This is a genomic window from Acetobacterium sp., from assembly GCF_030652775.1.
Lineage (GTDB): Bacteria > Bacillota > Clostridia > Eubacteriales > Eubacteriaceae > Acetobacterium.
This window is the reverse complement of record NZ_JAUSPS010000031.1, coordinates 1-26,020: the sequence shown is the minus strand read 5'-3', so window position 1 is coordinate 26,020 and position 26,020 is coordinate 1. Positions and strand designations below refer to the sequence as shown.

The following is a 26,020-nucleotide window of genomic DNA, read 5'->3' as shown; positions in this document are numbered from 1 at the left end:
TTTCTCCTCCTTTTTCGGTCGTGTTAGCCCTGAAAGCGCTCGGTTTTGTACCATTTGCTATCCTGCTTTTTAATGCGGTCTTTAAGATACTGAAAAACCCCATAGACTGTTACGATGATCCACATTTGGCAATACGTGAAGTACATCAGCGCGATGATAAAAAAATTGGAAACAGTCATCTCCCCTTTTTCGGTGGTCAGCGCAATAAAGACACCCAAAATAAACATTATGAAGGCGGTAAACCAGAGCAGATTACTGAATCCCTGGATGGTCGTGGACACTAGCCCGGCCATATTCATAAAGAAAATAATATCCGAAACAACCAGTGCCGTCAAAAGCAAAAAATATGTGGATAAGAAATAGAAAATATCAAAGCGGATTTTTTTGGCATCCTTATCAACCAGATAACCGATGTTTTTAATCAGCACATAAACATTGCCCTTGACCCAGCGGGTTCGTTGCCTGAACCAGACCCCCAGGGTTTGGGGTTCCTGTTCCCAGGTCACCGCCTTGGGCTGGAATTTAATTTTATAACCCATTAAATAGATCCGGAAGCTGATTTCGGTATCTTCCGCCACGGCCTTTTCATCCCATCCGCCAATGGCCTCAATGATGGTCCGCCGGAGAATGAAATTGGTTCCCGGAATGGTGCACAGCTTCATCAGCTGCCACCGGCCGGCCTGGGCCATCCACTGAAACGACAGGGTTTCGATATTGATAAAGCGGGTCAGCAAATTAACCTCCTTATTTCGGGTTCGGAATTTTCCGATCACAGCCCCCAGCGAATCATCAGCCTTCAGTTCGGCAGCCAGGTATCTCAGGGCCTTGTGTTCGGGGGTATTATCGGCATCGTAGATGGCAATAAACTCGCCTTTGGCTTGCTGATAGCCAATATTAAGAGCATTGGATTTGCCCTTACCGCCGGTAATATTATCGGTATTGATGACAGTCAGGTTGCGGCTGGGGTTGGTGTCCTGGATTTCTTTGAGCAGTTCGGCACTGTTATCCGATGAGTTATCATTGATCACAATAATTTCGTAACGATCCCAGGGATAGTCAAAAGCCAGCAGTGCCGTCACGGTTTTGACAATAACCACCCCTTCGTTATGAGCCGGGACCATAATTGAAACAAAGGGATGTTCACCAATGATTTCTGGAGGCGGTTCTTTTTCCACCTTCAGATAGTAAACATATCCGGCCACAATCAAGACAATATTCACAAATAAGAGACTCCAGATTAAAAAGATGTTGATCAGCATTAAATAATCAAAAACATTCATGGGGTATTGTCCTCCTGTTCCGGGGAAGTTTTGACTGGTTCATTTTTTTCTTCATTGTGGGCTATTTTTCTGAACTTGTTCAGGTATACTCGGCGGCTGAAAACGACGATGACGATAAAGAGTACAATGATGATCCCCACCACTGTCAACAAAAAGGTGTTGCCAGCCGTAAAGATTTTTTCCAGACTATATTCCGGCGGTTTTTGATAGCGATAATCCGCTTCGATGGGTTCTTCGTCATAGCTCAGCGAGACCGGAAGGCCGTTGACCCGAATTCCCGAAGCACTGCTTGTAATGGTATTCTGGCCGATGGTCCAATAATTATTCAGCCGTTTATAATCAGTCAGCGAAAGCCACTTATTATTAATGACCCCCAGCTGCGCAGCCAGCGCCGCTTCATTTTCGGGCAGTGGCATGACAATGGTGGTATTAATGGGATAATTGCCAAAGTTGCGATTCTGGCTGCTGGTCCTTTCAATCGTTTCAAGACTGATTCCCAGGCTAGCCGAACTCAACGCCCAGGTTTCTTTGCTGCCAGGCTCAGTGATGCCAGGATCCGGCAAAATTACCCCTGATGAAAAAAGATTTAAGGGACTAACGTTGCTGACCTTATCAAAAAACAGGCTTTCTCCAGTTGCCAGACCCAGGGGATAGACGCCGTTTTCAACCATTTTTGTGATGACCGCATACATTTTTTCCGATAGCACCGCATTGCCGTCGCTCACGGTGACAGGACTGGGACGGTGGACGATGATGGTGCCATTTCTTGACTGAACATATCGCAACACCTGATAAAACCGGGCCATGGCCGGAAAATCCATGTTATCATCGATGGGAACCACCCCCAGGGCAAAGGGAATACCGCTGGCGTAAAAAGCATTGCTGGTTTCGATGACCATGTTTAAATCAGAAAAGGGATAAATATCCGGGATTAACAGGGTCATATGAGCCGCAGTTGCCAGCCCAAACCAGTCTTTCAGGATTTCCCCCAGGCCTAGCGCAAACCCCGGGTCACTAATTAAGGTCGGCACATAGGTCAGCCGATCTAAGGTTTTTGAAAACGGGTAAGCTGATGTTCCAACCCCGATGGTTGTTTCTCCGGGACCAGGCCGTTCATCGACCACCCGTAAATCATCGATCCAGATGCTATTGCCAGCCAAGCCATTCATATTCACAGACACCGTCCGTCCCATCTGACGGCTGATCGGAACACTGTCCAGACTTGGAATCAGTCCCGGAGCAACAAAGCCGATATAAAGCAGTGCCCCGGAATAATTCTGACAGTCTGCAATAAAAGCCGGATTATTAATGGCGTTTTCGGTATTTTTTAGGATGATCACTTTTTGATAACCTGACATCTGTCCAGCACGGTAATCGTCGATGGAAGATCTCTCCGCTGTCCGGGACAGGGCGCTCAACAGGGTTTCCACCGTGTTGAGATTATCGCGGTAAACCGTGTCCGCGGCCAACTGGTCGTAGATCAGCAGCACCTCCGTCGTCGTCGAGATGGTTTCCTTATCGCCAGCATCCTCGCCATAAATAATCGACATCGGCAAAACCAATAAAGCCAGTACGATCAGGATCAAAATGCTCTGCTTCATAGTCGATAACCTCGCTGTTCCTGATTCTTTTTCTTGTCCTTGTTCCGATTTTTAAACGCCTGTTTGCGAGCCTCCCAATCAACCTTTCGCAATTGTTTTTCGAGCCAATGGATGAATTTCCCCAGAATAACAAATGAAATCAAATCAAAGGTCAGCGAAAAAATAAATAAATGACCCAGGGTATCGGTATCCCCGGAGGTGATAATTGCGACATACAATTCCCAGAGTCCGATAAACAGCCAGGTCATCAGTCCTACAAAGCGCAGGGTATTGCGTTCGTTTTTTTCGATAATGCCTTTTCTGAAAAAGCGGACATAAACCCCAATGAGCACGCCCATCCAGATGGTGATAAAGCCAAAATTTCCCGGCAGGTAATTGGCTTTGATATAACTCCACAGGGTAAAAAAGCTGGTTTGGGTTCCCGGCGGATCGCCCTGAGTTATTTCGTAATTACCCAGCCAGGCTGGCCGGATATTAAAACTGCTGTCCACCGAGCGATTGAGCATTTCATATAATTGACCGGGATTGGCGAGATAATAAATCGCCACCCCGGTGGGGTTCACCTTGCTGAAAAAAGCTGTCTCCATCTCCTGGCTATCCATGGTTTCTGGCGAAATCGCCTGATAATAAGAGGTTCCGGTTAAAACGGCGTACTGAGGATTGATTGAAAATTCTTCCAGAGCCTGCTCCGGATTGTTGGCCGTCATCAATACACCCCGGGTCATACTATGATAAGTGCTTAGCTTTGTCAGCCCATTAGGCATGATAAAAAATGCCGCCAGCGAAGATAGTATCAGCAGACTACCACAAATAACACAGATTCGTTGATAGTGTTTTTTTTTATCAACATATTTGAGATTGATCCCCAGAATACCCAAAAAAAGACCAAGCAGGGCATATTGCTGGTTCAAAAGACAAAGCAACAGTGCACTTAAGAAAAAGCAGCCAAGCAGGAGATAATCATTCAGTTTTTCCTGCCCCATTAAAATAAGTGATGATCCCAGAATGATCACCAGAATAAAACTGAGAGCCTGGGGGTAAAACGAATTGATCCAGGCGCTGTAGGCCGTATCGCCAAAAATTATCACTCCCAGACCAACAATCACGTAGGCCCATTTGGAGCGCTTGCCATAGGTAACGGTTTCAAACAAAAAGTACATCGCGATCAGATAAAACAAAGCAATGACAGCGCCGTAAAATCGTATATCAAACAACCAATCCCAAGTATAGGCTATATCCAGATTTTTTGCGGCATTAAGAAAAGGCGTCTGGGAGGTAATCTGAGTGTTACCGTTATCGTTGAAATATTCCATAATGCCCCAGTCTTTTTGAAAAAAGGCCTGGGTTTCTTTGGGGTCGAGCTCCCCGAGATTATAGAGATTGCTGCCTAAAATAATCGCAGCGGTGCTGCCGTCATCGGCCATCCCGATGACCGGGGGTAAAAACAAAACAACTACAAGCAGCCCAAATAAAACAAGCACCCCCAGAGTCGATGGTTTTAATAAATAATCAAAAGACCACGCCCGAATTTTGAGAATGCTTTGGTTTAATTTTTTCTCTGGCTGAAGGGTATTGTTGTCCATGTTTCTATTCATGATGCGTTTCCCCTTAAAAATATAAATTTTATTTGTCAGTTTAACAGAGCCCTTATTACTTTTGTATCAACGCTGACTGGATTGCAATGTCATAATTCGACAACTACATGATTTAGTACCCGATTGCGACGTTTATATTCAGATTGTTTCAGATCCACTAAAAATAGAACCTCTGACCAATCAGAGGTTCTCTGTATCTGGATAAATTAATTTAAGAAGCCGTCAATAATTTTTGCTTCGGCTTCCCCTTCGGTTAAGCCCAGGGTCATCAGCTTAATCATCTGGTCGCCGGCAATTTTTCCGATCGCCGCCTCATGAATCAGGGTGGCATCGAGACTGTTGGCCGTTATTTCCGGAATCGCACTGACCACGCCATGATCCATGATGATCGCATCGCACTCGGAGTGGCCCATACATCGGGTATTCCCGTTAATTTTTGAAATAAAGGTCTGTCTGGAATAATCCCGGGCGACAGAACGGGAAATCAGATTGACGCTGGAATCTTCGCCATCCATATCCACTTCAAACTTGGATTCAGCAAATTGTTCGCCATGGGTCATCAGTTTTTCTTTGATAACCAGCTTTGCGCCATCTTTAAGTTTGGCGGTGGTAAAGCGTCGGGTGGAATCAACCCCTTTGATCTGGGTTGTTTCCATTTCCATGTAGCTGCCTTCTTCCTGAATCACTTCGGTAACCGGATCAATGACCCGTTTACCGGTACCAGTTCCTTCGCCGATGTGTTTTTCGACGTATCGTACCTTCGAATTTTTGCCCAGAAAGAACCGATGGATCCCGTTATGCTCAGATCCGTCGCAACTGTCCCCGGTGCTGACTCCGCAGCCGGCAATGATGGTGATATCAGCATTTTCGCCAATAAAAAAATCATTGTAGACCAGATCATGAACCCCGCTACATGAAACCAGCGCCGGGATAAAGACATTTTCTGATTTTGTATTGGGTTTAACAATAATATCGATGCCAGACTTGTCTTCCTTGCTGACGATCTCAATGTTTTCGCTGGACTGTCGGGACACTGTTTTGCTGTTTTCACGAATATTATAAGCCCCTTTTGGCATTTCATCCAAGCCACTGACTTCTTTTAATAATTTTTTTGCGATGTCGTTCATTCCTTATGCCTCCAGTATATCTTGACAGTATAAACAATTTTTCGGATCTTCACAATGCAGGAGCTCCGGCAATACACTTTCTTTGGCGCCTCGCTTGACGATAGCACCATCGACCATGGCGATGATTTCATCGGCAACGTCTAAAATCCGCTCCTGATGCGAAATAATCACGATCGAGTTTTCCTTACTTTGGTGCATTTTCATAAAAACTTCAATGAGGTGGTTAAAGCTCCACAAATCAATGCCGGCTTCCGGCTCATCTAAAATTGACAATTTTGTATTTCTGGCAATGATGGTAGCAATTTCAATCCGTTTGATTTCACCGCCTGATAAGCCGTCATTGAGTTCCCGATGGATATAATCCTTGGCACAGAGACCAACCTCAGACAGAAAATGGCTGGCATCCATCACCGATAGATCCTCACCTTTGGCGATATTGATCAGGTCATGGACGGTGATGCCCTTAAATCGCACTGGTTGCTGAAAGCCAAAGCTGATCCCTCTTTGAGCCCGGTCAGTTATCGATAAATCGGTTATATCTTCGCCATAAAATGTAATTTTACCTTTGGTGGGTTTCAAAACCCCGGATATAATTCGAGCTAGGGTTGATTTCCCACCACCGTTTGGTCCGGTTATGGCGATAAATTTACCTTTTTCGATGGTTAAATTAACGTCTTTTAAAATTTCTTTTTCATTTTCGACTTCAAATGAAATGTTTTCGAGCTTTAACATTTTTTCTCCTCATCTGTTCTTTTCAAAGTTTTGTAGCTGTTTTCATTATACCAAATTTTTTACAAATTGTAATACTGATCGTCTATTATTATCTAATTTTCTCAGCTTCATTATTTTATCACTTTTTATATTAATTGAAATTGATTTCATGGGGTAAATTTTCACTACTGACAACAAAACCATAATTTACCCCTAAGCCCGACTTTCTTACTGTGATTCACAGCTAGATCCCCTAAATCTTCATTGCTTTTGCATCATTGATTGATTATAATGTAGTTAACGTTATTCTCAGGCCAGCACTTTATCTTTCTGCCTGCTGTAGACAGTCTGATTTAAAATAAAGGAGAAAACCATGAAAATTATAGTCATAGGAGCAGTTGCCGGGGGCACGTCGGCTGCCGCCAAAGCCCGACGAAATGATGATTCGGCCGAAATTATTATCTATGAAAAAGATCAGGACATTTCTTATTCCGGGTGTGGTCTTCCTTATTTTATTGGCGGAAAAGTCGCATCGATATTGGAATTGACCCCCCGAACGCCCGAATTTTTCAAGGCCAAATACAATATTGATATTCATATCCGCCATGAGGTCTTAAAAATCAACATCCCCCAAAAAACAGTTGTGGTTAAAAATCTGCAATCTGGAGCCGTTTTCGAAGATCCCTACGACAAACTGATTATCAGTACCGGTGCCCAGGCTTTTGTCCCACCGATAAAAGGAATTGAATTAGGCAATGTCTTTTTTCTTAGAAATGTCCAGAATGCCTTGAAAATCAAAACCTTTATGAACAGTCATCATCCTAAAACCGCCGTGGTTGTGGGTACCGGTTTTATTGGCTTTGAAGTGATGGAAAATCTGATCGAATGCGGAATCAAGGTGACCCTGGTTGAACGAGCCGGCAAGCTGACCCCCAACCTTGACGAAGATATGTCTTTATATCTTGAAAAGCTGTTAAACAAAAAAGAAATTCCCATCCTGAAAAACGCCAATGTCGTTGAAGCGACCAGTCAGGGAGTGATTCTGGAAAACGGCACCCTGATTCCGGGCGAAATGATTATTGTGGCCACTGGCGTTAAACCCAATGTAACCCTTGCCCGGGAAGCTGGCTTACTGCTGGGTGTTACCGGAGCCATCCGGGTTGATGAGCGGATGATGACCATCGATACCGACATCTATGCCTGCGGCGACTGCATCGAAACCTGGTCGACGGTTACTAAAAAACCCCATTACCGACCACTGGGTTCGACTGCCAATAAAACTGGGCGCATCTGCGGTGATAATATTACTGGGGGCGACGTGATTTACCCGGGCAATCTGAGCACCGGTATTTTTAAGATCTTTGATATCAGCATTGGCAGCACCGGTTTATCAGAATCGGAAGCTCGCAGCCAAGGCTACGATATCGAAATTGTCCATAATATCAAGCCCAATCAGCCAGGCTATTATGGCGGTCGGGAAATGCTGATCAAAGCCATTGCTGACCGGGTCACCCAAAAACTCCTGGGGGTTCAGATCATCGGCTATGAAGGAGTCGACAAACGACTAGATATCTTTGTCACCCTGATTACCTATGGCGCCACTGTGGCTGAATTCTTTAATCTGGATTTAGCTTATGCACCACCATTTTCGACCACCAAGGATCCGGTTCACTATACCGGGATGATCCTCGATAATGCTCTTAATAGAGGCCGAAAACTGATCACCGCCGAGGATCTTAAAAAAAAACTAAATAATGGCGAAACCTATCAGATCATTGATACCCGGATAACTGAACAATTTGCTGCCGGCCATCTGCCAGAGGCGCAAAACATTCCCCATCAAGATCTACGAAGCAAACTGGCGCTGCTTGATCAGACCCGGCCAGTGATCACCTATTGCAATAAGGGCGTCACCGGTAATGCAACCCAGAACATCTTACTTAACCACGATTTTAAAAACGTATTTAATCTCTCTGGGGGCTTTCAGTTTTTTGATGCCACCAAAGAAGATTAACAGAAAGAGGCAATTATGAATGCTGATGATGTTTCAGTAAAAATCTTCAAAGCGTTGGGACATCCGGTTCGCTTACAAATCGTAAAATTTCTTTTAATTGAGCCCCAGTGTGTATGCGTCCTGAATCAGTTATTTGACTACAGCCAGGCCAACCTTTCCCAGCACCTGAAAATACTCCGGGAAGCGGGGATTCTCGAGAACCGCAAAATCGGTGTGGAAATGCACTATTCGGTAAAATTAAAGGGCATTGAAAAGCTCCTCGCAGCCATGGATCTAACGGCAGCCGAGTATTTCAGCACCCTGGAATTCTAACCTATTTTGTTTTTTATGCGATCGCTTCTGAGACTAACCATAGCGATTAATTATTAATCTGCAACTATTCCAGATTCTAAATAAAATTTTATTCACCGTAGCCCTGGGGGTGGTTTTGATGCCATTTCCAGGCTGTTTTTATGATCTTGTCTAAATTCGAATATTCCGGAGTCCAGCCCAATTCCTGCTGGGCTTTTTGGGATGAAGCAATCAGTTCGGCCGGATCACCGGCTCTTCGGGCAGTGACTTCCACCGTAAACGCCTTCCCGGTCAGTGCTTTTGTTTTAGCGATGACTTCTTTGACAGAAAAACCTTTGCCATCCCCTAAATTATAGACCCGGCTTTCGCCGCCAGCCAGCAGTTTCTCCATCCCCAAAATGTGGGCGGAGGCAATATCCATGACGTGAATGTAATCCCGGATGCAACTGCCATCAGGAGTAGCATAGTCTTCACCGAAAACACTGATTTTGTCCCGCTGTCCCAGGGCTGTTTTTAAAATCAATGGAATCAAATGGGTTTCGGGATTGTGATCTTCGCCGATTTTTCCCCTGGGGTGGGCTCCTGCGGCATTAAAATAACGGAAGGTCATCGATTTTAAGCCATCGGCCAGATCCAGCCACGGCAGCATTTTTTCGACCGCCAGTTTTGTCTCACCATAGGGATTGGTGGGATTTTTGATACTATCTTCAGTTATCGGACTTTCCTCCGGTTCCCCATATACAGCCGCAGTGGATGAGAAGACAAAACGTTTAACCCCATGTTCCACCATCGTTTCCAGCAGGCACAGGGTGCCATAGACATTATTATGATAATACTTAATCGGTTGTTCCATCGACTCTCCCACCAGGGAATTAGCGCAAAAGTGCATAACGCAGTCAATCTGGTGGGTCTGAAAGATCCGGCCGAGAAAGTCCTGATCCCGAATATCACCTTCTTCTATCACCGCCTCCTGGGGCACCGCTCCCGGGTGTCCGGTTGAGAAGTTGTCTAGAACCACCACCTCATACCCCTGCTCCACCAGCACACTTACCACATGTGATCCAATATACCCGGCACCACCACATACTAAAATTTTCATCCTGTTCCTCTATTTCTATTTTTATTATTTAATCCTTAACTTCTCTTTATTATAGATCTTTTTCTAAAAAAAAGAAACCCCGAAGGGTTTCTTGCGATTTATTTATCGGTGAAGGCGCTTTTATTGTTGCTTAAAGCAGCCTGTGCAGCCGCCAGACGGGCGATTGGCACCCGGAATGGTGAGCAGGAAACATAGTTTAATCCAACCTTATGGAAGAAGAAAATCGATTTGGGATCGCCGCCATGTTCGCCGCAAACGCCGATTTTAAGATCAGGCTTGGTTTTGCGACCCAGGGTCACACCCATTTCAACCAGTTTGCCAACACCTTCGACGTCAATACTCTGGAATGGGTCACTTGGCAGAATGCCTTTTTCTTTATAGTCGGTAATGAACTTACCGGCATCATCCCGCGAAAAACCATAGGTCATTTGGGTCAGGTCATTGGTTCCAAATGAGAAGAATTCGGCGGTTTTTGCAATCTGATCGGCAATCAGGGTGGCTCGGGGAATTTCCATCATAGTTCCCACCAGATATTCGATATCTGATTTTTTCTCAGCTTTAATCACTTCGGCGGTATTTCTGACCAGCTTATCCAGGTAGGTTAATTCTTCATTAATCCCAATCAAGGGAATCATGATTTCCGGAATCACATTAAAGCCATATTTTTCTTTGACTTCAATGGCGGCTTCCATAATAGCCCGGGTTTGCATTTCGGCGATTTCAGGATAGGTAATCGCCAGACGACAACCACGATGACCCAGCATCGGATTAAATTCTTCTAGTCCCTGAATAACGGTGATCATATCTTCCACTACAAAGCCCATATCTGCTGCCAATGCTTCGATATCTTTGGTTTCTTTCGGCAGGAATTCATGGAGTGGCGGATCAAGTAAACGAACAGTAACCGGTCGACCTTCCATGGCTTTATAAATACCGATAAAATCTTCTTTTTGCATCGGTAAAATTTCTGCCAGAGCTTTTTCTCGTTGTTCTTTTGATTCGGACAGAATCATCCGGCGGACGCTTGGTAATCGGTATTCATCAAAGAACATGTGCTCGGTTCGACAGAGGCCGATGCCTTCAGCCCCAAAACCGACCGCAACAGAGGCGTCTTTCGGTGTATCAGCGTTGGTCCGGACGTTCATCGTTCTGAATTCATCAGACCAGGCCATGATCTGTCCGAAATGTCCTGACAGTTCAGGGGTGACAGTTTTGATGCCGCCCTTGTAAACACTGCCGGTACTACCATTTAACGAGATGTAATCTCCTTCTTTAAACACTTGATTACCGACGGTGAATTGTTTGGCTGCTTCGTCCACCTTGATGGATTCGCATCCGGCCACACAGCATTTCCCCATCCCCCGGGCGACAACCGCCGCATGAGAGGTCATTCCGCCGCGGGCGGTTAAAATCCCGTTGGCGGCATACATCCCTTCAATATCTTCTGGGGATGTTTCTTTTCTGACCAGCAGCGTTTCTTCGCCATTGGCGACGGCGGTACAAACTGCTTCGGCGGTAAAGTAAATTTTACCGGTGGCGGCGCCTGGTGAAGCCGGCAGACCAGTGGCCAGAAGTTCGGCCGCTTTTAAAGCAGCTGCTTCAAAGGTTGGGTGCAGCAGTTGATCCAAGGCAATCGGATCGAGTCGTAGAATGGCTTCTTCTTTTGTGATCAGCCCTTCTTCGACCATTTCTACGGCAGCACAAATGGCGGCAGCAGCAGTTCGCTTACCGGTTCGTGTTTGCAACATATAAAGCTTGCTTTTTTCAATAGTAAACTCGATATCTTGCATGTCTTTATAATGGTTTTCCAGTAATTCGGCGGTTTCATGAAATTGTTTGTAGACTGCTGGCATAATATCTTTCAGTTCATCAATATCTTTAGGTGTCCGGATTCCGGCCACGACATCTTCGCCCTGAGCATTGATCAAGAATTCACCAAACAGTTTTTTCTGTCCGGTGGCGGGATTTCGAGTAAATGCTACCCCAGTTCCGCAATCATTTCCCATGTTACCATAAACCATTGACTGAACATTGACGGCAGTGCCAATATCATGAGGAATATCATTCATATTTCGGTAGCTGATGGCCCGGTTGTTATTCCAGGATCTGAATACCGCTTCGATCGCCATTAATAATTGCTCTTTAGGTTCCAATGGGAAATCTTCCCCAGTTTCATCTTTGACGATTTTTTTATAGGCAACCACGATTTCTTTGAGATCGTCGGCGGTCAGTTCAGTGTCGTCTTTGTAGCCATTTTTTTCTTTAGCAGCTTCTAGAACATGATCGAATTTTTCTTTGCCGATTTCCTGAACAACATCCCCGAACATTTGAATAAAACGTCGGAAGCTGTCAAAAGCAAACCGTTCGTTACCAGTTGCTTTGGCAATTCCTGCCACGGTTTCATCATTGAGTCCGAGATTCAAGATGGTGTCCATCATTCCCGGCATCGAAAACTTGGCGCCCGAACGAACTGAAACCAGCAACGGATTATCGGCATTGCCAAATTCTTTTTCGCATTCTTTTTCTAGAACACTCATGTAGTCATTAATCTGACCAACAATTTCATCGGAAAGTTTTTTATCCTGATTGTAATATTCGGTACAGGCCTCGGTGGTAACGGTAAAGCCTCCTGGAACCGGCAAGCCGATGTTTGTCATCTCTGCCAAACCAGCACCCTTCCCCCCCAGCAGTTCCTTCATGTTTGTATTACCTTCTTTAAACAAATAAACCCATTTTTTTGACATTTCCTCTACCTCCTCATTATATTTGCAAGTATTATCGCTGCAATTTCTTCAATTGCTTTTGATGTGACGTCAATGACAGTACACTCCAATTTATCGAAAAGTTGTTGTGCTTTTTCTAACTCCAACATAACTCTTTCGTAACTTCCATAGTTTGATGTTCCGGTGAGCCCCATGGCTCGGATTCTTTCTGACCGGATATTGACCAGATGGTGGGGATCAAGAATCAACCCAAATATTTTATTGTTTGAAATTTTAAATAATTCCTGTGGTGGTTCAACCTCCGGCATTAACGGAATATTGGCCACCTTGTAGTTATTGTTGGCCAAATAGATACTGATGGGTGTTTTAGATGTTCTTGATACCCCAATCAGAATAATATCCGCCTGATCCAAGTCGGATGTATCTTTACCATCATCATATTTCACAGCAAACTCGATGGCCTCGATTTTTTTTATGTAATGGGCATCCAGTTCCCGACTGGACTTCAGGTTTCTGACTGGTTCTTCACCAGTTATGCTTCGCAGCGTTTCCATCAGTGACCCCATCACATCGTAAATGGGAACACCCTTATTTCGGGATTCTGTTTCCATATGGTGCTTTAATTCGATTGATGCAAAACGATACACAACCAATCCGTTTTCCTGTTTTGCCAAATCCAACAGGTAGTCAATACTCAGTTTATCATCCACAAAGGGATGAAACCGTACTTCCCGGATGGAGTTTTCAAATACGCTTGTCCCTGCTTTTACCAGCAGCTCTCCAATTTCGGTTGGTGTATCCGAAACGACGAAAATTACTATGCTCTTCAAGTTTTAACCTCATTATTCAACACTTTTTCCCATGTTAACCACATAGCGGGTAATATTTGTTCGTGAGACCTTGCCAATCAGGACTAACCGCTGAACGCCCTTTTCATCAATTTCTTTGGTAACAACAGGCAGCGATTCCACTTCATAAGACATCGTTTTATAGGCGGCGTCATAAACGGATTCAGTTGGTTCCAGGTAAATAATATTGGGCATCCGCGTCATGATCATCGGAATCGGTAGCGATTCTACCTCTTTTCTTCCAATCATAGCTTTAATAAAATCCTTTCGGGACACAATCCCAGAAAGATATTTCCCGTCAACGACGTACAAGGTTCCGGCATTTTTGGTGAACATAGTAATAATGCCGTCGTAGATGGATGATGTTTCCTCAACGACTGTTGCCTCCGTTTGAATGTCCATAACATTGATCGTTTTGATATAGCTTCCCAAAATATGCAACAGTGATCGACCCGTGTGATAGTAGCCGACTTTTCGTTTTGCTTCTAAAATACCCATCATCGTCAGTATTTTAAGATCCGGGCGAATCGTCGCCCGATTGATATTGAGCAGCTCCGAAATTTCGTTGCTTTTTACAGGTTGCTTTTCTTTAACAATCTCGATTATTTCTTTTTGTCTGTTTGATAACTCCATCTCCAACCCCTTTGACCGTTTGATTTATTAAGTATAACACATATCATTCTATTGTAAACAGATAAAAATATTTTTTAAACACTACTGATAATTTTTTATCATAATATTTGTATGTAACCTTTTTCATATCGTTATTGATTCAGATAGCCCTTCATATATTTTATCACCGATCCGCGTGACATCCTTCAATTCTTCCAATTGTTTGAATCCGCCATTCTTTTCCCGGTAATCGATGATCCCCTGAGCAATCACATCGCCAACACCGGGCAAACTTTTCAGTTCTTCCAGACTGGCGGTATTGATATTTATTTTAGTATTTTCACCGGCCGCCGTTGTATTTGAAACTTCACCAATGGCGGGGATATGAATTTTCTCTTCATCCTGTAATTTTCTGGCCAGATTCAGGGCATCGACATCAGCGGTTTCGGTCAACCCGCCCACCATTTCGATGGCCTCTATCAGCCGCGCATCCCGATTTAACGAAACAACCCCGGGCTTGTTGACTGCACCCGTGATATGCACCATCATTCCGCCTTGACCCGTTTGGCTGTTTTGGCCATCCACTGTATTTACAGCTGCAGAATCAGAAACATGGATTGTTGCATCACTGCTTTCTTTAAAATGATACCAACCCCAAAAAACGCCCAAAAAAACAAGCACGATGAGAATGTACAGGATTTTATTGCGATCGAGCTTATCCATACTACACTCCCAGAGGCTGTGCTTCCCATCGGCCTTTTTTTAGTACCCAATATTCGTGATAGCCACATTCTGCTAAATATGCTTCTGCCTGATTATATTCGTAGATAATTCCCCCAACGGAATGGCTATCACCACCAATTGTAATGGGAATATTTCTCTTTTTCATCTCTGGTATCATCCAATCGGAGGGGTAGCGTCCCACTCCGGGTATCCGCATATTTGCGCCGGTGTTAATTTCCATCAGTGTCTTTGTTCCAGCGATCCGATCCAGACAGGCTCGCACCGTTTCTTGATACCAGGGATCATTTTCATCAAAAATATAATTATTCTGGTTGTATTTTTTGATTAAATCAATATGCCCCAAGATATCGGGTTCAAAGATCTTCACCATCTTTTCAATACCCTGATAATAATCCTTAATAAAAGCCTGATTATCACCCTGATAATATTTTTCGATGCCCCGTTTAAAATCCTGTTGGGATTCATCAATGTAAGAAACATCATCATCGGTTGTTTTTCCCAGGGTATGAATGGACATAATGGTGTAGTCCAACCGCGGTAAAACGGTTTTAGCCAGATCGCTGATATCCTGACGGTCGATGAAAAAATCAATTTCCATGCCGCCGTAAAGTTCAATTTGTAATGCATACTTTTCTTTCAGATTTTTGATATCGTTCAGATAATTCTCGATATTTTCTGCCTTCATTGTCCAGTCATTGGTAAATGGCAGGGGAAAATGGCTTGATAGACCCAAACTCGTTAGTCCCGCCGCAATTCCGGCTTGCACCATTTCTTCAAGGGAATTGGTGCCATCGCAATAATCTGAATGAACATGATAATTTGCCAGTAACATTTTGATCCCTCCAAAAGTTTGCATGTGATGATTGTATCATGACATGTATTGTAAAGCAAATAAAAAAAAATTGCCGCAACGACAATTTTTTAAGGGTTGTTTATAAAATTTTATTGAGAAAGCTTTTGGTTCGCTCTTCTTTAGGATTGAGAAGTACTTCTTCAGGGGTTCCTTCTTCACAGATTACACCACCATCCATAAAGATAACCCGGTCGGCCACTTCCCGGGCAAAGCCAATTTCATGGGTAACAATCAGCATTGTCATTCCTTTTTCAGCCAGATGCCGCATGGTTGCCAGAACTTCCCCAACCAATTCGGGATCCAGCGCCGATGTCGGTTCATCAAACATCATGATTTTGGGATCCATCGCCAGGGCTCGGGCAATCGCCACCCGCTGTTGCTGACCACCGGATAAACGGGAGGGATATTCGTCTTTCTTTTCAGACAGACCAACCATACTAAGCAGATCCAGAGCTCTGGTTTCAGCTATTTTTTTATCGATTTTTTTTACAATCAGGGGGGCAATGGTGACATTATCAATTACCGTCAGATGTGGAAACAGGTTAAAGTTCTGAAAAACCATGCCCAGTTCGGTACACAAAGATTGCACCGTTACCGGATCAATCTTCATCAGATCTTTATTGTTGGCGCGTTTATCCGAAAGCACATCTTCAATATATATTTCTCCCTCAGATATCCGTTCCAGTTGATTAAGGCAACGCAGCATGGTACTTTTTCCTGATCCGCTGGCACCGATGATACAGACTACTTCGCCTTGCGAAACCTCAAGATTAACACCTTTGAGCACTTCCAAATTGCCAAAAGATTTTCGGACGTTCACTAATTTTACCATACTCATATTCATTTCCCTATCTTTCGTAAATTCCAAGTTTCTTTTCCATTATATCAAATACTACCTGAATAATGGTTGTTAAGAATAGATAAATGGCGGCTGCATAAATGTAGTAAATCCATGACCCGGTTGCGCTTGCCATTGTTTTTGTCGTTCTCAATAAGTCAAATAACGCAATTGTGGATACCAGTGAGGTATCCTTTAACAGCATAATCAGCTCGTTGCCCAAGGGAGCTACCAGTCTTTTGTAGGTTTGAGGAATAATAATCTTTGTCATCGCCTGACGATAGCTCATCCCCAATGCCTTTGACGCTTCCATTTGCCCGCCATCGATGGATTCAATGGCTGCCCGAATAATCTCTGCCAGATAAGCGGTGGCATTTAAAGAAAAGGCCACAAAGGCAGCAATCATTGGGTCAACTGTGAATGTTGCGCCAGTCGCATCCAGATAAATAATCGGTATGGCATAATAAATAATAAATAATTGGAGCAACATTGGTGTTCCTCTGAAAAACCAGATATAAAACCAGGATAGTGCATTGGCTGTCTTGCTTTTCGAGAGCCGCCCCAGAGCGACAACTACGCCAAAAACCGCACCAAAAATAATTGCGACAATTGCAATCTCTAAAGTTACAATGGTTCCATCGAAAATTGCCCATAATTGGGTTTCATTTAACACGTTGATCTTCCCTTCGTCATTAAAAAATTTGAACACTGACCCATGTCAGACTGCAGACAAAACCTTTTTCAACCATCCGAAATACATTATTTCGCATTACTGAAAAAGACATTAACAGCTTAATTACTTTGTCTACAACCCTCACGAACATTTGCTCACGATGCTCAGATAAACACACTGAGTGAATTTCTTTTTTTAGAGTACAAACAGTTAGCAAGGAAATAACTTATCTGAATAACTTTCCGCCCTGTAAACAGATGAACAGGACTTGTCACAGAAACTGTACCAAGTCCTATTCCATTGATATATTTAGTTATGGACACTCCTATTCAATGACAATCAGTTTAGTATCGATATCTTTTGTCATATCCTCGCCAAACCACTTCATCGAAATTTCTGTCATTTTACCGCTTTCCTGTAACGCTTTAATGGCTTCATTTAACTTTTCAGTTGTTCCAGTATCAGCTAAGCGAGAAGTTATTCCAATCGGTTCATTGGTTAAGACATCTGAACTAACAACATACAGATCAGGATTTTGGGCAACATAGTACATTGCTACCCCAACATCGGTAATGACATTGTCGATTTGTTTTCCCTGAAGTGCTGCGAATGCATCTAACATGCCGTCAAATTTCTTGATTTCGACATTGATGCCTTCATCAACTTTTAATTTTTCTGCTGCGATATCTGCCGTGGTTTCAATTTGAGCACCCAGCGTTTTTCCTTCAAGTTCTTTAAACGTTTTAACCGGTGTTGCATCTTTTCTCGATACAATGACAATCCCATTGGCAACGTAAGGATCACTCATGCTGAAACCTTGTTGACGTTCTGGGGTAATGCTGGTGCTGGAAATGATGGCATCATATTGTTTAGCATTTAAGCCATTGAAAATACCATCCCAGGCAACTGTCTGAAATTCCACTTTTACGCCTAATTCTTTTGCTAAGGCATTGGCAAAGTCAATGTCAAAACCAACTAATTCATTCTGATCATCTCTGAATTCCATTGGGAGGTAGGTATCATCTACGCCGACACTTAACACCCCATCCGCTAAAGCATCTTCTGATGTTTTGGATCCTCCGGTGGAACAGCCTGTCAGAACAAGTGCCGATAACAATAAAACGACCAGTGATAGACCTAATAATTTTCTTTTCATAGTCTTCTCCTTTCTAAATTCCTAATGTTGTTAATTATATATTATTTTACAAACATTAACAAGTTTTTTTAAAACCCGATGCATATTTAAACGATCTTTGAGAAGCTTTATTCACTTATTATGAAAAAGTATTGATGAAAATTCCGATGATATTAAGTCCGCCCAACCAGGTTCCCAATACGCTTCCCAAGTTTGCGAAAACCACCACCATCAGTACCTTAGTGACCTTATTTCGCCAGAGGCCTTTGATGCTGCCGAGATCTTTGGGGAGCGATTCGAAATCTTCTACCTTAGGCTTTCGAAAATGCGCCTCGGTCATGCCTGCAAACCAACCTGCCGCCAGCAACGGATTTAACGACGTAATCGGTGCCGCAATAAATGCAGTCAGCACTGAGATTACATGTCCTCCGGCAATTAAGGTTCCTAACGCTGATAAGGCACCATTCCAGAGGATCCAGGTTTTTGCCTGCTCCCAACCGGAACTGGGGTTTGCAATAAAGGTCACCACGATCAACGCCAGCAAAATGATCGGGATCATCCAGCCGATCACCTTACCGACATTGGATTTAGGAGGAACGACCTCCAACTCTGCAATATTCTGTTCTTTGTATATTTCTTCCTTGATCCCCGGCACATGGGCGGCACCAAGAACGGCTACAACCGTATTTCCTGGGGCATTCTTTATTTTATAGGCCAGGTATTGATCCCGTTCATCGACCAGATACTTTTTGACGCCTTTGAAAGCCGATCCCATCTCAGAAAGAGCAGCTGTCAGCATATCATCGGATTTCAGATTTTCCAGATCTTCTTCGCTAATTTCTTCGTCATCCACCACACTGAGGATAATTGAAAAAAGCACCTTAACCTTTTCCCATAAACTGCATCCCCGCCAGATCCGGTTGAAGGTAATCTGGATGCTACGATCAGCCAATACCAGTTGTGCACCGTACTCTTTGGCACAGGCGATCCCTTCCATCATTTCCTGACCGGATTCGATGCCGAACTGTTCGGCCAGCTTTCGCTGATAGTTGGACAGCAGAATATTAACAAACATAAAACCGGCTCGTTTGCTTTTGATGATTTGCACCAGGTCGGTATTGGACCATTTGTCTTTTTGGTTGATTGCTTCGTAACGCTGTTGATCCAGTTCGATACAGATAGAATCGGGCTGCTCCTTTTTCATGGTTTCCCGGACTTCATCCACACTGTTTTTGGAAACATGAGCCGTACCAATTAGAATAATTTCTTTGCCATTATAATTAAGCCGTGTAATATTTGATTCCAATGAACTTCCTTTCTTCAGGCTCAACAGAAAAAACTGGTCTACGCAGTATGATCTAAATCAATCACGCTGACCAGTTATCCTAATGCCTCTTAGCTGATAGTAATGTAAGCTTAGATTTCATAAAACTCTTGTTATTTCTTGATCTCATTAACCGAAGCCCGAATATGAACCTCATGGGGCACATAAACATTTTTCACGGTTCGGTCTCCGTCTTTTTCGCATAGTTTGATCAGCATTCGCATGGCAATCGCTCCGATGTCATACATCGGCTGGGCAACCGTGGTAATCTGCGGTCTGGTCCATTCGGCAATCCAGAAATTATTAAAGCCGCAGATACTGATGTCTTCGGGAATTTTCTTGCCCATCTCTTCGGCGCAGCGAATCGCCCCCAGAGCAGTCTGGTCATTAAAACAGAAAACGCAGGTAAAATCGACTCCTGTATTAATGGCTTCCTGCATCATCGTGTAACCGCCGGAAAGGCTCAGCTTTTCTCTCAGGATACGGCTGTCATCAAACTCAATGTTGTTTTCTTCAAAGGCTTTGATAAAACCCTTTTTTCTTTCCTGATAAATATAGCCTTCTTCCAATTCATCAAAAAACAGCATGAATTTTTTATGCCCCAATTTTATCAGTTCAGTAGCCAACTCGTAGGCCGCCACTTCATTATTAATCAAAACGCCGCTGAGAAATCCGCTATCATCGGGAATACAGCCTAAAACGACTTCGCTGGGAGCATCGATCAGTTCGGCCTGCATTTCAGCACTAAGATCTTTGCCGACATAGATGATCCCATCACATTGTTTTTCGACCAGAACATTCAGCGATTTTTTTTCTTTTTCTGGATCAAAATCAGTATTACTCAAAATGATATTATAATGGTAAATGCCACAGACATCTTCGGCACCACGAACGATCTCGGTATAATAGGGATTCGTAATATCGGGGATCATAATCCCCATGGTATTGGTTTTTTGAATTTTCAGACTTCTGGCAATGGCATTGGGTTTGTAGCCGGTTTTTTTGATGGCTTCCAATACTCGTTCTTTTGTTTCTTCGTTTACTAACGGAATATTATTGACAACTCGGGATACTGTTGCAACAGAAACATTCGCTTCTTTGGCAACATCTACGATTTTTACTCTCATCTCTTCACCTTTCAAATTTCATAAACAATAGTACCAGTCAATTATTAACAGCCTTCCACATCTTTGATGGCATCCAGGATTAACTGGGGTGAACGGCGGCATTTTTCTTCTGATACGGCGCAGGGTGCAAAACGAAGGCCTTTTCCCAATGCGACAACAAATGTGTGTTTTTCCATTAAAAGACTGCTGACTTCTTTTGGTTTATCACAGGGGATACTGATAAAGAATCCATCGCAATAGGTAACCATTTCCAGGCCTATTTTTTGGGCTTCTTCGACAAAGGCAGCAGCTCGGCGCCTTAAGACACTTTTGTAGAAGCTCTGTTCGGCCATCGCCTGGTTATACAATTCATCATTACTGAAAATTTTAGTGATCGTTTCCATGGCTCCCCGGGTGCCGTTTGACCAGTTGCCACGGTTGGAATAGGTGCAGGCATTGGCAAATTCACTGGCAATTTCTGCGGTAGGTGCCACACAAAGAATGGCGCCGTTTCTCAGTCCGTACATGGTATAACCCTTTGAACAACTAAATGCATAGAGGGTGAGGACATTATCGGGCATCCCGGTCAGCATTTTCATAAACTGACGGGCTTCATCACCTTCTCCGGCAAAATCGATGTAGGCCAGATCTACCAGCAGAATAATTTTAGACTCAGGCTGGGCTTTGGCCGTTTCTGTTACAAAGGTCTTAATCGCTTCCCATTCTGCTAGTGAAATGGTATAACCGGTGGGGTTATGAGCTGGTGTATTGAGAACGGTTAAAACCCGTTTCTGTTTTTCCAGCAGCTCCAGGATGCTTTTTTTCCAGCCTTCTAGATTGAATCCACCCTTTTCATTATAGAGTGGGAAGGTTGTGATCTTTCTGTGGTTTTCATCAGCAATGGTAGCATAGGCTGCCCAATACCAGTCGGTTAATAAAATCGTATCGCCCAGCTGGGTGTAATTGCAAAAAGAATGGCGCACCGCACCGGTTCCGCCTGGGGTTGCCACCGCCCGGATATGACCTTCCGGTTTGCAGTCTTTAAAACAGGCTTCAATGATCTTCTCTAAAAAATCCGGCTGACCAGCCAGTCCTGAGTAATCAGCAATCAGATTATTCGGCAAACCTTTTAATGTATCATAGACTGATTTGAATGTCACTAATTCGCCATTGTCATCCATCAGGGCTCCGATGGTTGAATTAATGACGGCCTCCGGTCCCAATTCTTTGGTACGATTTGCTGCTTCTCCAGCAATTCTGAAGATCGGGTCAGTACCACCCTCTCTTAACGACGTTTCAATAACCATTTCCGCTTTTTTCATCTTTCCTCCCACTAAATCCATAGTTTATTTGTGTATTTTTTTCTTTCAGTTTCATATAAATTGTTCCCCAGGGTATCAATAACGACAATCGCCGGAAAATCTTCAACTTCAATTTTTCGGATCGCTTCGGTTCCCAGATCTTCATAGGCGATGATTTCAACCGATTTGATACAGTCTTGCAATAGCGCCCCAGCGCCACCGACACAGGCAAAATAAACTGCATCATTGCTCATCATGCTATTGATAACCCGCTCGCTTCGATTTCCCTTGCCAATCATACCACCCAGCCCGCGATCCAGAAGTTCCGGGGTGTAAATATCCATCCGGCCGCTGGTGGTTGGTCCGGCTGAGCCAATAATTTCGCCGGGTTTCGCCGGACAGGGACCCACATAATAAATAATTTCATCGGTAAAATCCATTGGTAAAGGTAGTCCTTTTTCCAGCGCCTCCATCATCCGCTTGTGCGCCGCATCCCGGGCTGTATAAATGATCCCGGAAATCCGCACATGGTCGCCGGCTCTTAATTTCTTGCGTTCCTTTTTTTTAATCGGTGTTTTGATCTCAACAACAGCCATTTTATAATTCCCTTTCCACATGTCGATTAACGTAACAGGATATATTAACCGCCACCGGCAACCCTGCTATATGAGTCGGAAAGACTTCCACATTGACGCCCAGCACGGTGTTGATCCCACCAAGTCCCATCGGCCCGATGCCCAAGGCATTGCTGGCTTCTAAAAGATAATCTTCCAGGGCTTCAATATGTTCCAGCGGATTATGTTTCCCTAATGGCCGGCTTAGGGCTTCCTTTGCCATGATGGCGGCTTTTTCCATGGTGCCGCCGACCCCAACGCCAACTACTATCGGTGCACAAGCATTGGGACTGCCAGTTTCCACCGTCTGGAGCACAAACTCTTTAACGCCGGCCATACCATCTGATGGTTTCAGCATTTTCAGAGCGCTGGTGTTTTCGCTACCAAAGCCCTTGGGTAAGATTTTTATTTTTAATCCGTCACCAGGAACAACTTGATAATGAATCACTGCCGGAGTATTATTCCCAGTATTTGTTCGGATAAAAGGGTCGGCAACGACCGATTTCCGCAAATAGCCTTGCTCATATCCTTTAGCAACCCCGGCCTGAAGAGCCTCTTCAAGACTTCCCCCGGCAATGGTCAGATCCTGCCCAAAAGATACAAACATAACAACCATGCCAGTATCCTGGCAAATGGGGATATTTTTATTTTCAGCTACTTCAAAATTACAGAGCATGGTTTCTAGAATCTCTTTGCCATTTTCTGATTCCTCTGACCCCTTTGCCCGATGCAGTCCTTCCATCATATCTTCTGATAAAAATGTATTGGCTTCAATACACATTTCTGCAACATGATCGATAATCTGCTGAATTCCAATTTTTTTCACTGCACTCTCCTTATTTTTTATCTTTTCTATAGATTATCAACTTGATTATCACACTCTTTTTCAATTTGCTTCGCTTTATCTTTTCCAACTCTGATGGAGTGGATGGAAAGATAGATTCCGCCAAACAGAATAACAAAATAAAAGGTAATCAGACGCCAGAGTATCATCGCCACCACTGCATTGCCAGATCCGTAAATCGGTCCAAACAAAAGCAAAAATCCTGCTTCGGCGCCTCCGGCGGCTCCCGGTGTGGGTACAAAGGCCACCGCCACATAAAGAATCGCCTGAAGCGAAATGATGGTGAAGGCATTTGTTTCATTTAAACCCAATGAACGATACACACAATAATTAACTGAGTAAAATATCAGGATCTGTAAAATGGAAACAGCAAACAATTTTGCAGTCTGCATTTTATGGCTTTTTAACGCATCAATGGCGAGCTGATATTCTTTGATAAAGTGATTGACCTTTTCAACATATTTTTCCGCATTTTTTAAAATACGAAGCTTTAATAAAAGCCCGACGCAGGCCATCATAATTCCTTTTGCCGCATTGGCATTAAAGGCTAGAATAAATATCAGCACAACCCCGGCAATATTCACAATTAAACCAATCGCAATCAGCCATTTGGCCGCATCCAAACTCTGATGCAATGTTGTGATACTGAGTATTGTGGCAATGATAGCCAGAAATGTAACCGTCACTTGATACAATGCATATTTTTGAACCAGCACTGCCGTACCCGAACCAAATCCATACTTTTTTCTGGACATTTCATAGAGCTGCAGGGGCTGCCCTCCGGTGGCACTGGGAGTGATTAAATTATAATACTGACCGATCATTGTCACGGTCCAGGCAAAATGAAAGGTCTCACTGGGATTATCCCGCCGCATCAGCTTTAACAGCATATAGGCTTCCAATATCCAATAGCTAAAAACACAGCCAATTCCAAGGATCAGAAAATAACCATTGGCCTGTTTAATTGTTCTTAAAAAGGTTTCCGGATCAACTTGGGTTAAGATCACAATCGCCGTTGCGCTGATCAGAAAAACAAAGAACAAATAGCTCGAATATTTTTTCCAAAATTCTGATTTCCAAAACTTTTCTTTACTTCCTGCTTGATCCATTGTGTACCATCCTAATTTCAATTGAATTAATTATAACACACTGTTATGGTAAAGTAATGTAATTTTCAGCTATTTTCATGAAATTTTCATGAATTTTCATACTAAATCAATCCCTGAAATTCGTGTTGTCGCAGCGCTTCGTATAAGACAATGTTAACAGCATTCGAAAGGTTCAGGGAGCGGGCCTTTTCATGATTTCTCATCGGGATGCGAAACCGGTTATCGGGATGAGCCTCATGAATTTCCGGAGGAATTCCGGCGGTTTCCTTTCCAAACATCAAAAACGCATTTTGATCATAGTCAATCTGATGATAAAACTTAGTGGCTTTAGTTGTCAGAATATACAGTTTTGCCTCGGGATTCTTTTCCAGGAACTGATCAAATGAATCGTAGACACTCACATTAACGAGCTCCCAATAATCGAGGCCGGCCCGCTTTAAATGTTTTTCATCCAATGAAAAGCCCAGCGGTTTAATCAGATGAAGATTCGTCTCTGTCAATGCACAGGTTCTGGCAATGTTTCCGGTATTTTGGGGAATTTCTGGTTGATATAATACAATATTCATATTTATTCCTTTTCATTATAAATTATTTGCTGATTCTATTATAATCGAAAAAAAGTCCAATTTCTTTCTTTTTTAAGATAATCCCGAAAATCTGGGGCGATCTCAACACCAACAAAGAAATTGAACTTTTGTTACTGGTTATGTTTATTAATTATTTATTGAAGGGTATCCCCTTTGATATTATTTTTCTTCGAATCCGGTTTTTGATTACTTTTTGGCAAAACAATCGAAAAAGTACTCCCCTTGTTGGGAATGGAGTCAATTTTTATTTTGCCATTATGTTTTTTGACGATATAGTCAGCAATATTCAAGCCCAGCCCGACGCCGCCGGTTTCCCGGTTTCTGGCATCGTCAACCCGATAAAAGCGACTGAAAACTTTTGCCTTATCTTCTTCGGTGAGCCCGATTCCGGTATCTTTAACCTCGATAACCAGGTGTCTTTTTCCCTGCACCAGACATAATTGAACCTTTCCGCCCATTGGCGTATACTTAATGGCATTATCCACTAAAATCCGAATTGCCTGTTTCAACCGTTCTTCATCCCCCCGGTATTGGATTCCCGGTGAAATGTTCTCACTTAACTCAATTTCTTTTTCATTGGCCAATTCGGTCATCAGTTCGACCATTTGCTGACACATCGAGGATAAATCAAAAAGCTCCTTGTCAATGGCCAGCCGCTGATTTTCGGCCTGTGCCAGCAGCAATAACTCGGAGATGAGTTTTGCCATGGTTTCCCCTTCGCTGGCAATGTTGTTCAACCACTTCATATTATCTTTGATCTGTTCATCTTCTTTGAGCTTCAGCACCTCAACATTGGTTTGGATAACCGTCAGCGGGGTTCGCAGTTCATGGGAAGCATTGGCAATAAATTTCTTCTGATCCTCAAAGGTATCTTTAATCGGCTGAAGCGATTTACCGGCCAGAAAATAGGAGATGGGAATCAGTACCGCAATGGAACCTAGCCCAATTAAAAACAAAAAAGAAATAACATAAGCGATAATGGATCGTTCAG

General features: G+C 43.4%; 24 protein-coding genes. 2 read left to right on the top strand and 22 right to left on the bottom strand.

Annotated elements, in window-relative coordinates; genetic code table 11:
• Positions 1-23 precede the first annotated feature (23 nt).
• The 5 genes from Q7J41_RS05705 to Q7J41_RS05685 all read right to left on the bottom strand — a co-directional run bounded on the left by Q7J41_RS05705 (position 24) and on the right by Q7J41_RS05685 (position 6,335).
• Entirely contained in the window at positions 24-1,280 is a 1,257-nt protein-coding gene (locus Q7J41_RS05705; protein WP_304886099.1) for a glycosyltransferase, read from the bottom strand.
• The gene (locus tag Q7J41_RS05700) at positions 1,277-2,881 is read right to left on the bottom strand and encodes a DUF2334 domain-containing protein (RefSeq protein ID WP_304886097.1); all 1,605 of its coding nucleotides are present in this window, start codon (positions 2,879-2,881) and stop codon (positions 1,277-1,279) included. Before Q7J41_RS05700 ends, Q7J41_RS05705 begins: the two co-directional genes overlap by 4 nt.
• A complete protein-coding gene (locus Q7J41_RS05695; RefSeq protein ID WP_304886095.1) occupies positions 2,878-4,476 on the bottom strand; it encodes a hypothetical protein in 1,599 nt (532 codons plus the stop codon). Before Q7J41_RS05695 ends, Q7J41_RS05700 begins: the two co-directional genes overlap by 4 nt.
• A gap of 206 nt (positions 4,477-4,682) precedes the next feature.
• A complete protein-coding gene (locus tag Q7J41_RS05690) occupies positions 4,683-5,603 on the bottom strand; it encodes a SufD family Fe-S cluster assembly protein (protein ID WP_304886092.1) in 921 nt (306 codons plus the stop codon).
• A 3-nt stretch (positions 5,604-5,606) separates the two neighbouring features.
• Entirely contained in the window at positions 5,607-6,335 is a 729-nt protein-coding gene (locus Q7J41_RS05685) for an ABC transporter ATP-binding protein (protein ID WP_304886090.1), read from the bottom strand.
• Between the two features lie 352 nt (positions 6,336-6,687).
• On the opposite strand from Q7J41_RS05685, the gene Q7J41_RS05680 reads away from it, so the two are divergent.
• Both Q7J41_RS05680 and Q7J41_RS05675 read left to right on the top strand, forming a co-directional pair.
• Entirely contained in the window at positions 6,688-8,328 is a 1,641-nt protein-coding gene (locus tag Q7J41_RS05680; protein WP_304886088.1) for an FAD-dependent oxidoreductase, read from the top strand.
• Between the two features lie 15 nt (positions 8,329-8,343).
• Positions 8,344-8,640, top strand: a complete 297-nt coding sequence (locus Q7J41_RS05675) for a helix-turn-helix transcriptional regulator (protein WP_026394395.1) — start codon at positions 8,344-8,346, stop codon at positions 8,638-8,640.
• 88 nt (positions 8,641-8,728) lie between these two features.
• On the opposite strand, the gene galE is transcribed toward Q7J41_RS05675, so the two are convergent.
• From galE to Q7J41_RS05590, 17 genes are all read right to left on the bottom strand, one after another.
• A complete protein-coding gene (galE, locus tag Q7J41_RS05670) occupies positions 8,729-9,718 on the bottom strand; it encodes a UDP-glucose 4-epimerase GalE (RefSeq protein WP_304886085.1) in 990 nt (329 codons plus the stop codon).
• Positions 9,719-9,816: 98 nt separating this feature from the next.
• Positions 9,817-12,462 carry a pyruvate, phosphate dikinase gene (gene ppdK, locus Q7J41_RS05665; protein ID WP_304886083.1) on the bottom strand — a complete coding sequence of 882 codons (2,646 nt, stop codon included), beginning with the start codon at positions 12,460-12,462 and terminating at the stop codon, positions 9,817-9,819.
• Between the two features lie 5 nt (positions 12,463-12,467).
• A complete protein-coding gene (locus tag Q7J41_RS05660) occupies positions 12,468-13,271 on the bottom strand; it encodes a pyruvate, water dikinase regulatory protein (RefSeq protein ID WP_304886081.1) in 804 nt (267 codons plus the stop codon).
• Between the two features lie 12 nt (positions 13,272-13,283).
• The gene (locus Q7J41_RS05655) at positions 13,284-13,922 is read right to left on the bottom strand and encodes a helix-turn-helix transcriptional regulator (protein ID WP_304886078.1); all 639 of its coding nucleotides are present in this window, start codon (positions 13,920-13,922) and stop codon (positions 13,284-13,286) included.
• A 123-nt stretch (positions 13,923-14,045) separates the two neighbouring features.
• A complete protein-coding gene (locus Q7J41_RS05650; protein WP_304886076.1) occupies positions 14,046-14,624 on the bottom strand; it encodes a helix-hairpin-helix domain-containing protein in 579 nt (192 codons plus the stop codon).
• A 1-nt stretch (position 14,625) separates the two neighbouring features.
• Positions 14,626-15,477 carry a histidinol-phosphatase HisJ gene (gene hisJ / locus Q7J41_RS05645; RefSeq protein WP_304886074.1) on the bottom strand — a complete coding sequence of 284 codons (852 nt, stop codon included), beginning with the start codon at positions 15,475-15,477 and terminating at the stop codon, positions 14,626-14,628.
• A gap of 100 nt (positions 15,478-15,577) precedes the next feature.
• Positions 15,578-16,336 (bottom strand): amino acid ABC transporter ATP-binding protein, encoded by a 759-nt coding sequence (locus tag Q7J41_RS05640; protein WP_304886071.1) that lies wholly within the window; start codon positions 16,334-16,336, stop codon positions 15,578-15,580.
• Between the two features lie 10 nt (positions 16,337-16,346).
• Positions 16,347-17,009, bottom strand: coding sequence for an amino acid ABC transporter permease (locus Q7J41_RS05635; protein WP_304886069.1), 663 nt, complete (start codon positions 17,007-17,009; stop codon positions 16,347-16,349).
• Positions 17,010-17,334: 325 nt separating this feature from the next.
• Positions 17,335-18,165: a basic amino acid ABC transporter substrate-binding protein gene (locus Q7J41_RS05630; protein WP_304886068.1), complete on the bottom strand. Its 831-nt coding sequence runs from the start codon at positions 18,163-18,165 to the stop codon at positions 17,335-17,337.
• A 118-nt stretch (positions 18,166-18,283) separates the two neighbouring features.
• Entirely contained in the window at positions 18,284-19,450 is a 1,167-nt protein-coding gene (locus tag Q7J41_RS05625) for a TraB/GumN family protein (RefSeq protein ID WP_304886066.1), read from the bottom strand.
• 131 nt (positions 19,451-19,581) lie between these two features.
• A complete protein-coding gene (locus tag Q7J41_RS05620; RefSeq protein WP_304886064.1) occupies positions 19,582-20,595 on the bottom strand; it encodes a LacI family DNA-binding transcriptional regulator in 1,014 nt (337 codons plus the stop codon).
• A 44-nt stretch (positions 20,596-20,639) separates the two neighbouring features.
• Positions 20,640-21,896 carry a pyridoxal phosphate-dependent aminotransferase gene (locus Q7J41_RS05615; RefSeq protein ID WP_304886063.1) on the bottom strand — a complete coding sequence of 419 codons (1,257 nt, stop codon included), beginning with the start codon at positions 21,894-21,896 and terminating at the stop codon, positions 20,640-20,642.
• A gap of 11 nt (positions 21,897-21,907) precedes the next feature.
• Positions 21,908-22,471, bottom strand: coding sequence for a Fe-S-containing hydro-lyase (locus Q7J41_RS05610; protein WP_304886060.1), 564 nt, complete (start codon positions 22,469-22,471; stop codon positions 21,908-21,910).
• A 1-nt stretch (position 22,472) separates the two neighbouring features.
• Entirely contained in the window at positions 22,473-23,315 is an 843-nt protein-coding gene (locus tag Q7J41_RS05605; protein ID WP_304886058.1) for a fumarate hydratase, read from the bottom strand.
• Between the two features lie 26 nt (positions 23,316-23,341).
• Positions 23,342-24,442: a lysylphosphatidylglycerol synthase transmembrane domain-containing protein gene (locus tag Q7J41_RS05600; protein ID WP_304886056.1), complete on the bottom strand. Its 1,101-nt coding sequence runs from the start codon at positions 24,440-24,442 to the stop codon at positions 23,342-23,344.
• Positions 24,443-24,543: 101 nt separating this feature from the next.
• The gene (trmL, locus tag Q7J41_RS05595; RefSeq protein WP_304886055.1) at positions 24,544-25,008 is read right to left on the bottom strand and encodes a tRNA (uridine(34)/cytosine(34)/5-carboxymethylaminomethyluridine(34)-2'-O)-methyltransferase TrmL; all 465 of its coding nucleotides are present in this window, start codon (positions 25,006-25,008) and stop codon (positions 24,544-24,546) included.
• A 155-nt stretch (positions 25,009-25,163) separates the two neighbouring features.
• Positions 25,164-26,020 (bottom strand): cell wall metabolism sensor histidine kinase WalK (locus tag Q7J41_RS05590; RefSeq protein ID WP_304886052.1); only part of this gene is annotated, 857 nt, incomplete at its 5' end.

Coding starts and splice junctions, on each gene's coding strand:
- Q7J41_RS05705 (WP_304886099.1), bottom strand. CDS start 1,280: ATGAATGTTTTTGATTATTTAATGCTGATCAACATCTTTTTAATCTGG.
- Q7J41_RS05700 (WP_304886097.1), bottom strand. CDS start 2,881: ATGAAGCAGAGCATTTTGATCCTGATCGTACTGGCTTTATTGGTTTTG.
- Q7J41_RS05695 (WP_304886095.1), bottom strand. CDS start 4,476: ATGAATAGAAACATGGACAACAATACCCTTCAGCCAGAGAAAAAATTA.
- Q7J41_RS05690 (WP_304886092.1), bottom strand. CDS start 5,603: ATGAACGACATCGCAAAAAAATTATTAAAAGAAGTCAGTGGCTTGGAT.
- Q7J41_RS05685 (WP_304886090.1), bottom strand. CDS start 6,335: ATGTTAAAGCTCGAAAACATTTCATTTGAAGTCGAAAATGAAAAAGAA.
- Q7J41_RS05680 (WP_304886088.1), top strand. CDS start 6,688: ATGAAAATTATAGTCATAGGAGCAGTTGCCGGGGGCACGTCGGCTGCC.
- Q7J41_RS05675 (WP_026394395.1), top strand. CDS start 8,344: ATGAATGCTGATGATGTTTCAGTAAAAATCTTCAAAGCGTTGGGACAT.
- galE (WP_304886085.1), bottom strand. CDS start 9,718: ATGAAAATTTTAGTATGTGGTGGTGCCGGGTATATTGGATCACATGTG.
- ppdK (WP_304886083.1), bottom strand. CDS start 12,462: ATGTCAAAAAAATGGGTTTATTTGTTTAAAGAAGGTAATACAAACATG.
- Q7J41_RS05655 (WP_304886078.1), bottom strand. CDS start 13,922: ATGGAGTTATCAAACAGACAAAAAGAAATAATCGAGATTGTTAAAGAA.
- Q7J41_RS05650 (WP_304886076.1), bottom strand. CDS start 14,624: ATGGATAAGCTCGATCGCAATAAAATCCTGTACATTCTCATCGTGCTT.
- hisJ (WP_304886074.1), bottom strand. CDS start 15,477: ATGTTACTGGCAAATTATCATGTTCATTCAGATTATTGCGATGGCACC.
- Q7J41_RS05640 (WP_304886071.1), bottom strand. CDS start 16,336: ATGAGTATGGTAAAATTAGTGAACGTCCGAAAATCTTTTGGCAATTTG.
- Q7J41_RS05630 (WP_304886068.1), bottom strand. CDS start 18,165: ATGAAAAGAAAATTATTAGGTCTATCACTGGTCGTTTTATTGTTATCG.
- Q7J41_RS05620 (WP_304886064.1), bottom strand. CDS start 20,595: ATGAGAGTAAAAATCGTAGATGTTGCCAAAGAAGCGAATGTTTCTGTT.
- Q7J41_RS05615 (WP_304886063.1), bottom strand. CDS start 21,896: ATGAAAAAAGCGGAAATGGTTATTGAAACGTCGTTAAGAGAGGGTGGT.
- Q7J41_RS05610 (WP_304886060.1), bottom strand. CDS start 22,471: ATGGCTGTTGTTGAGATCAAAACACCGATTAAAAAAAAGGAACGCAAG.
- Q7J41_RS05600 (WP_304886056.1), bottom strand. CDS start 24,442: ATGGATCAAGCAGGAAGTAAAGAAAAGTTTTGGAAATCAGAATTTTGG.
- trmL (WP_304886055.1), bottom strand. CDS start 25,008: ATGAATATTGTATTATATCAACCAGAAATTCCCCAAAATACCGGAAAC.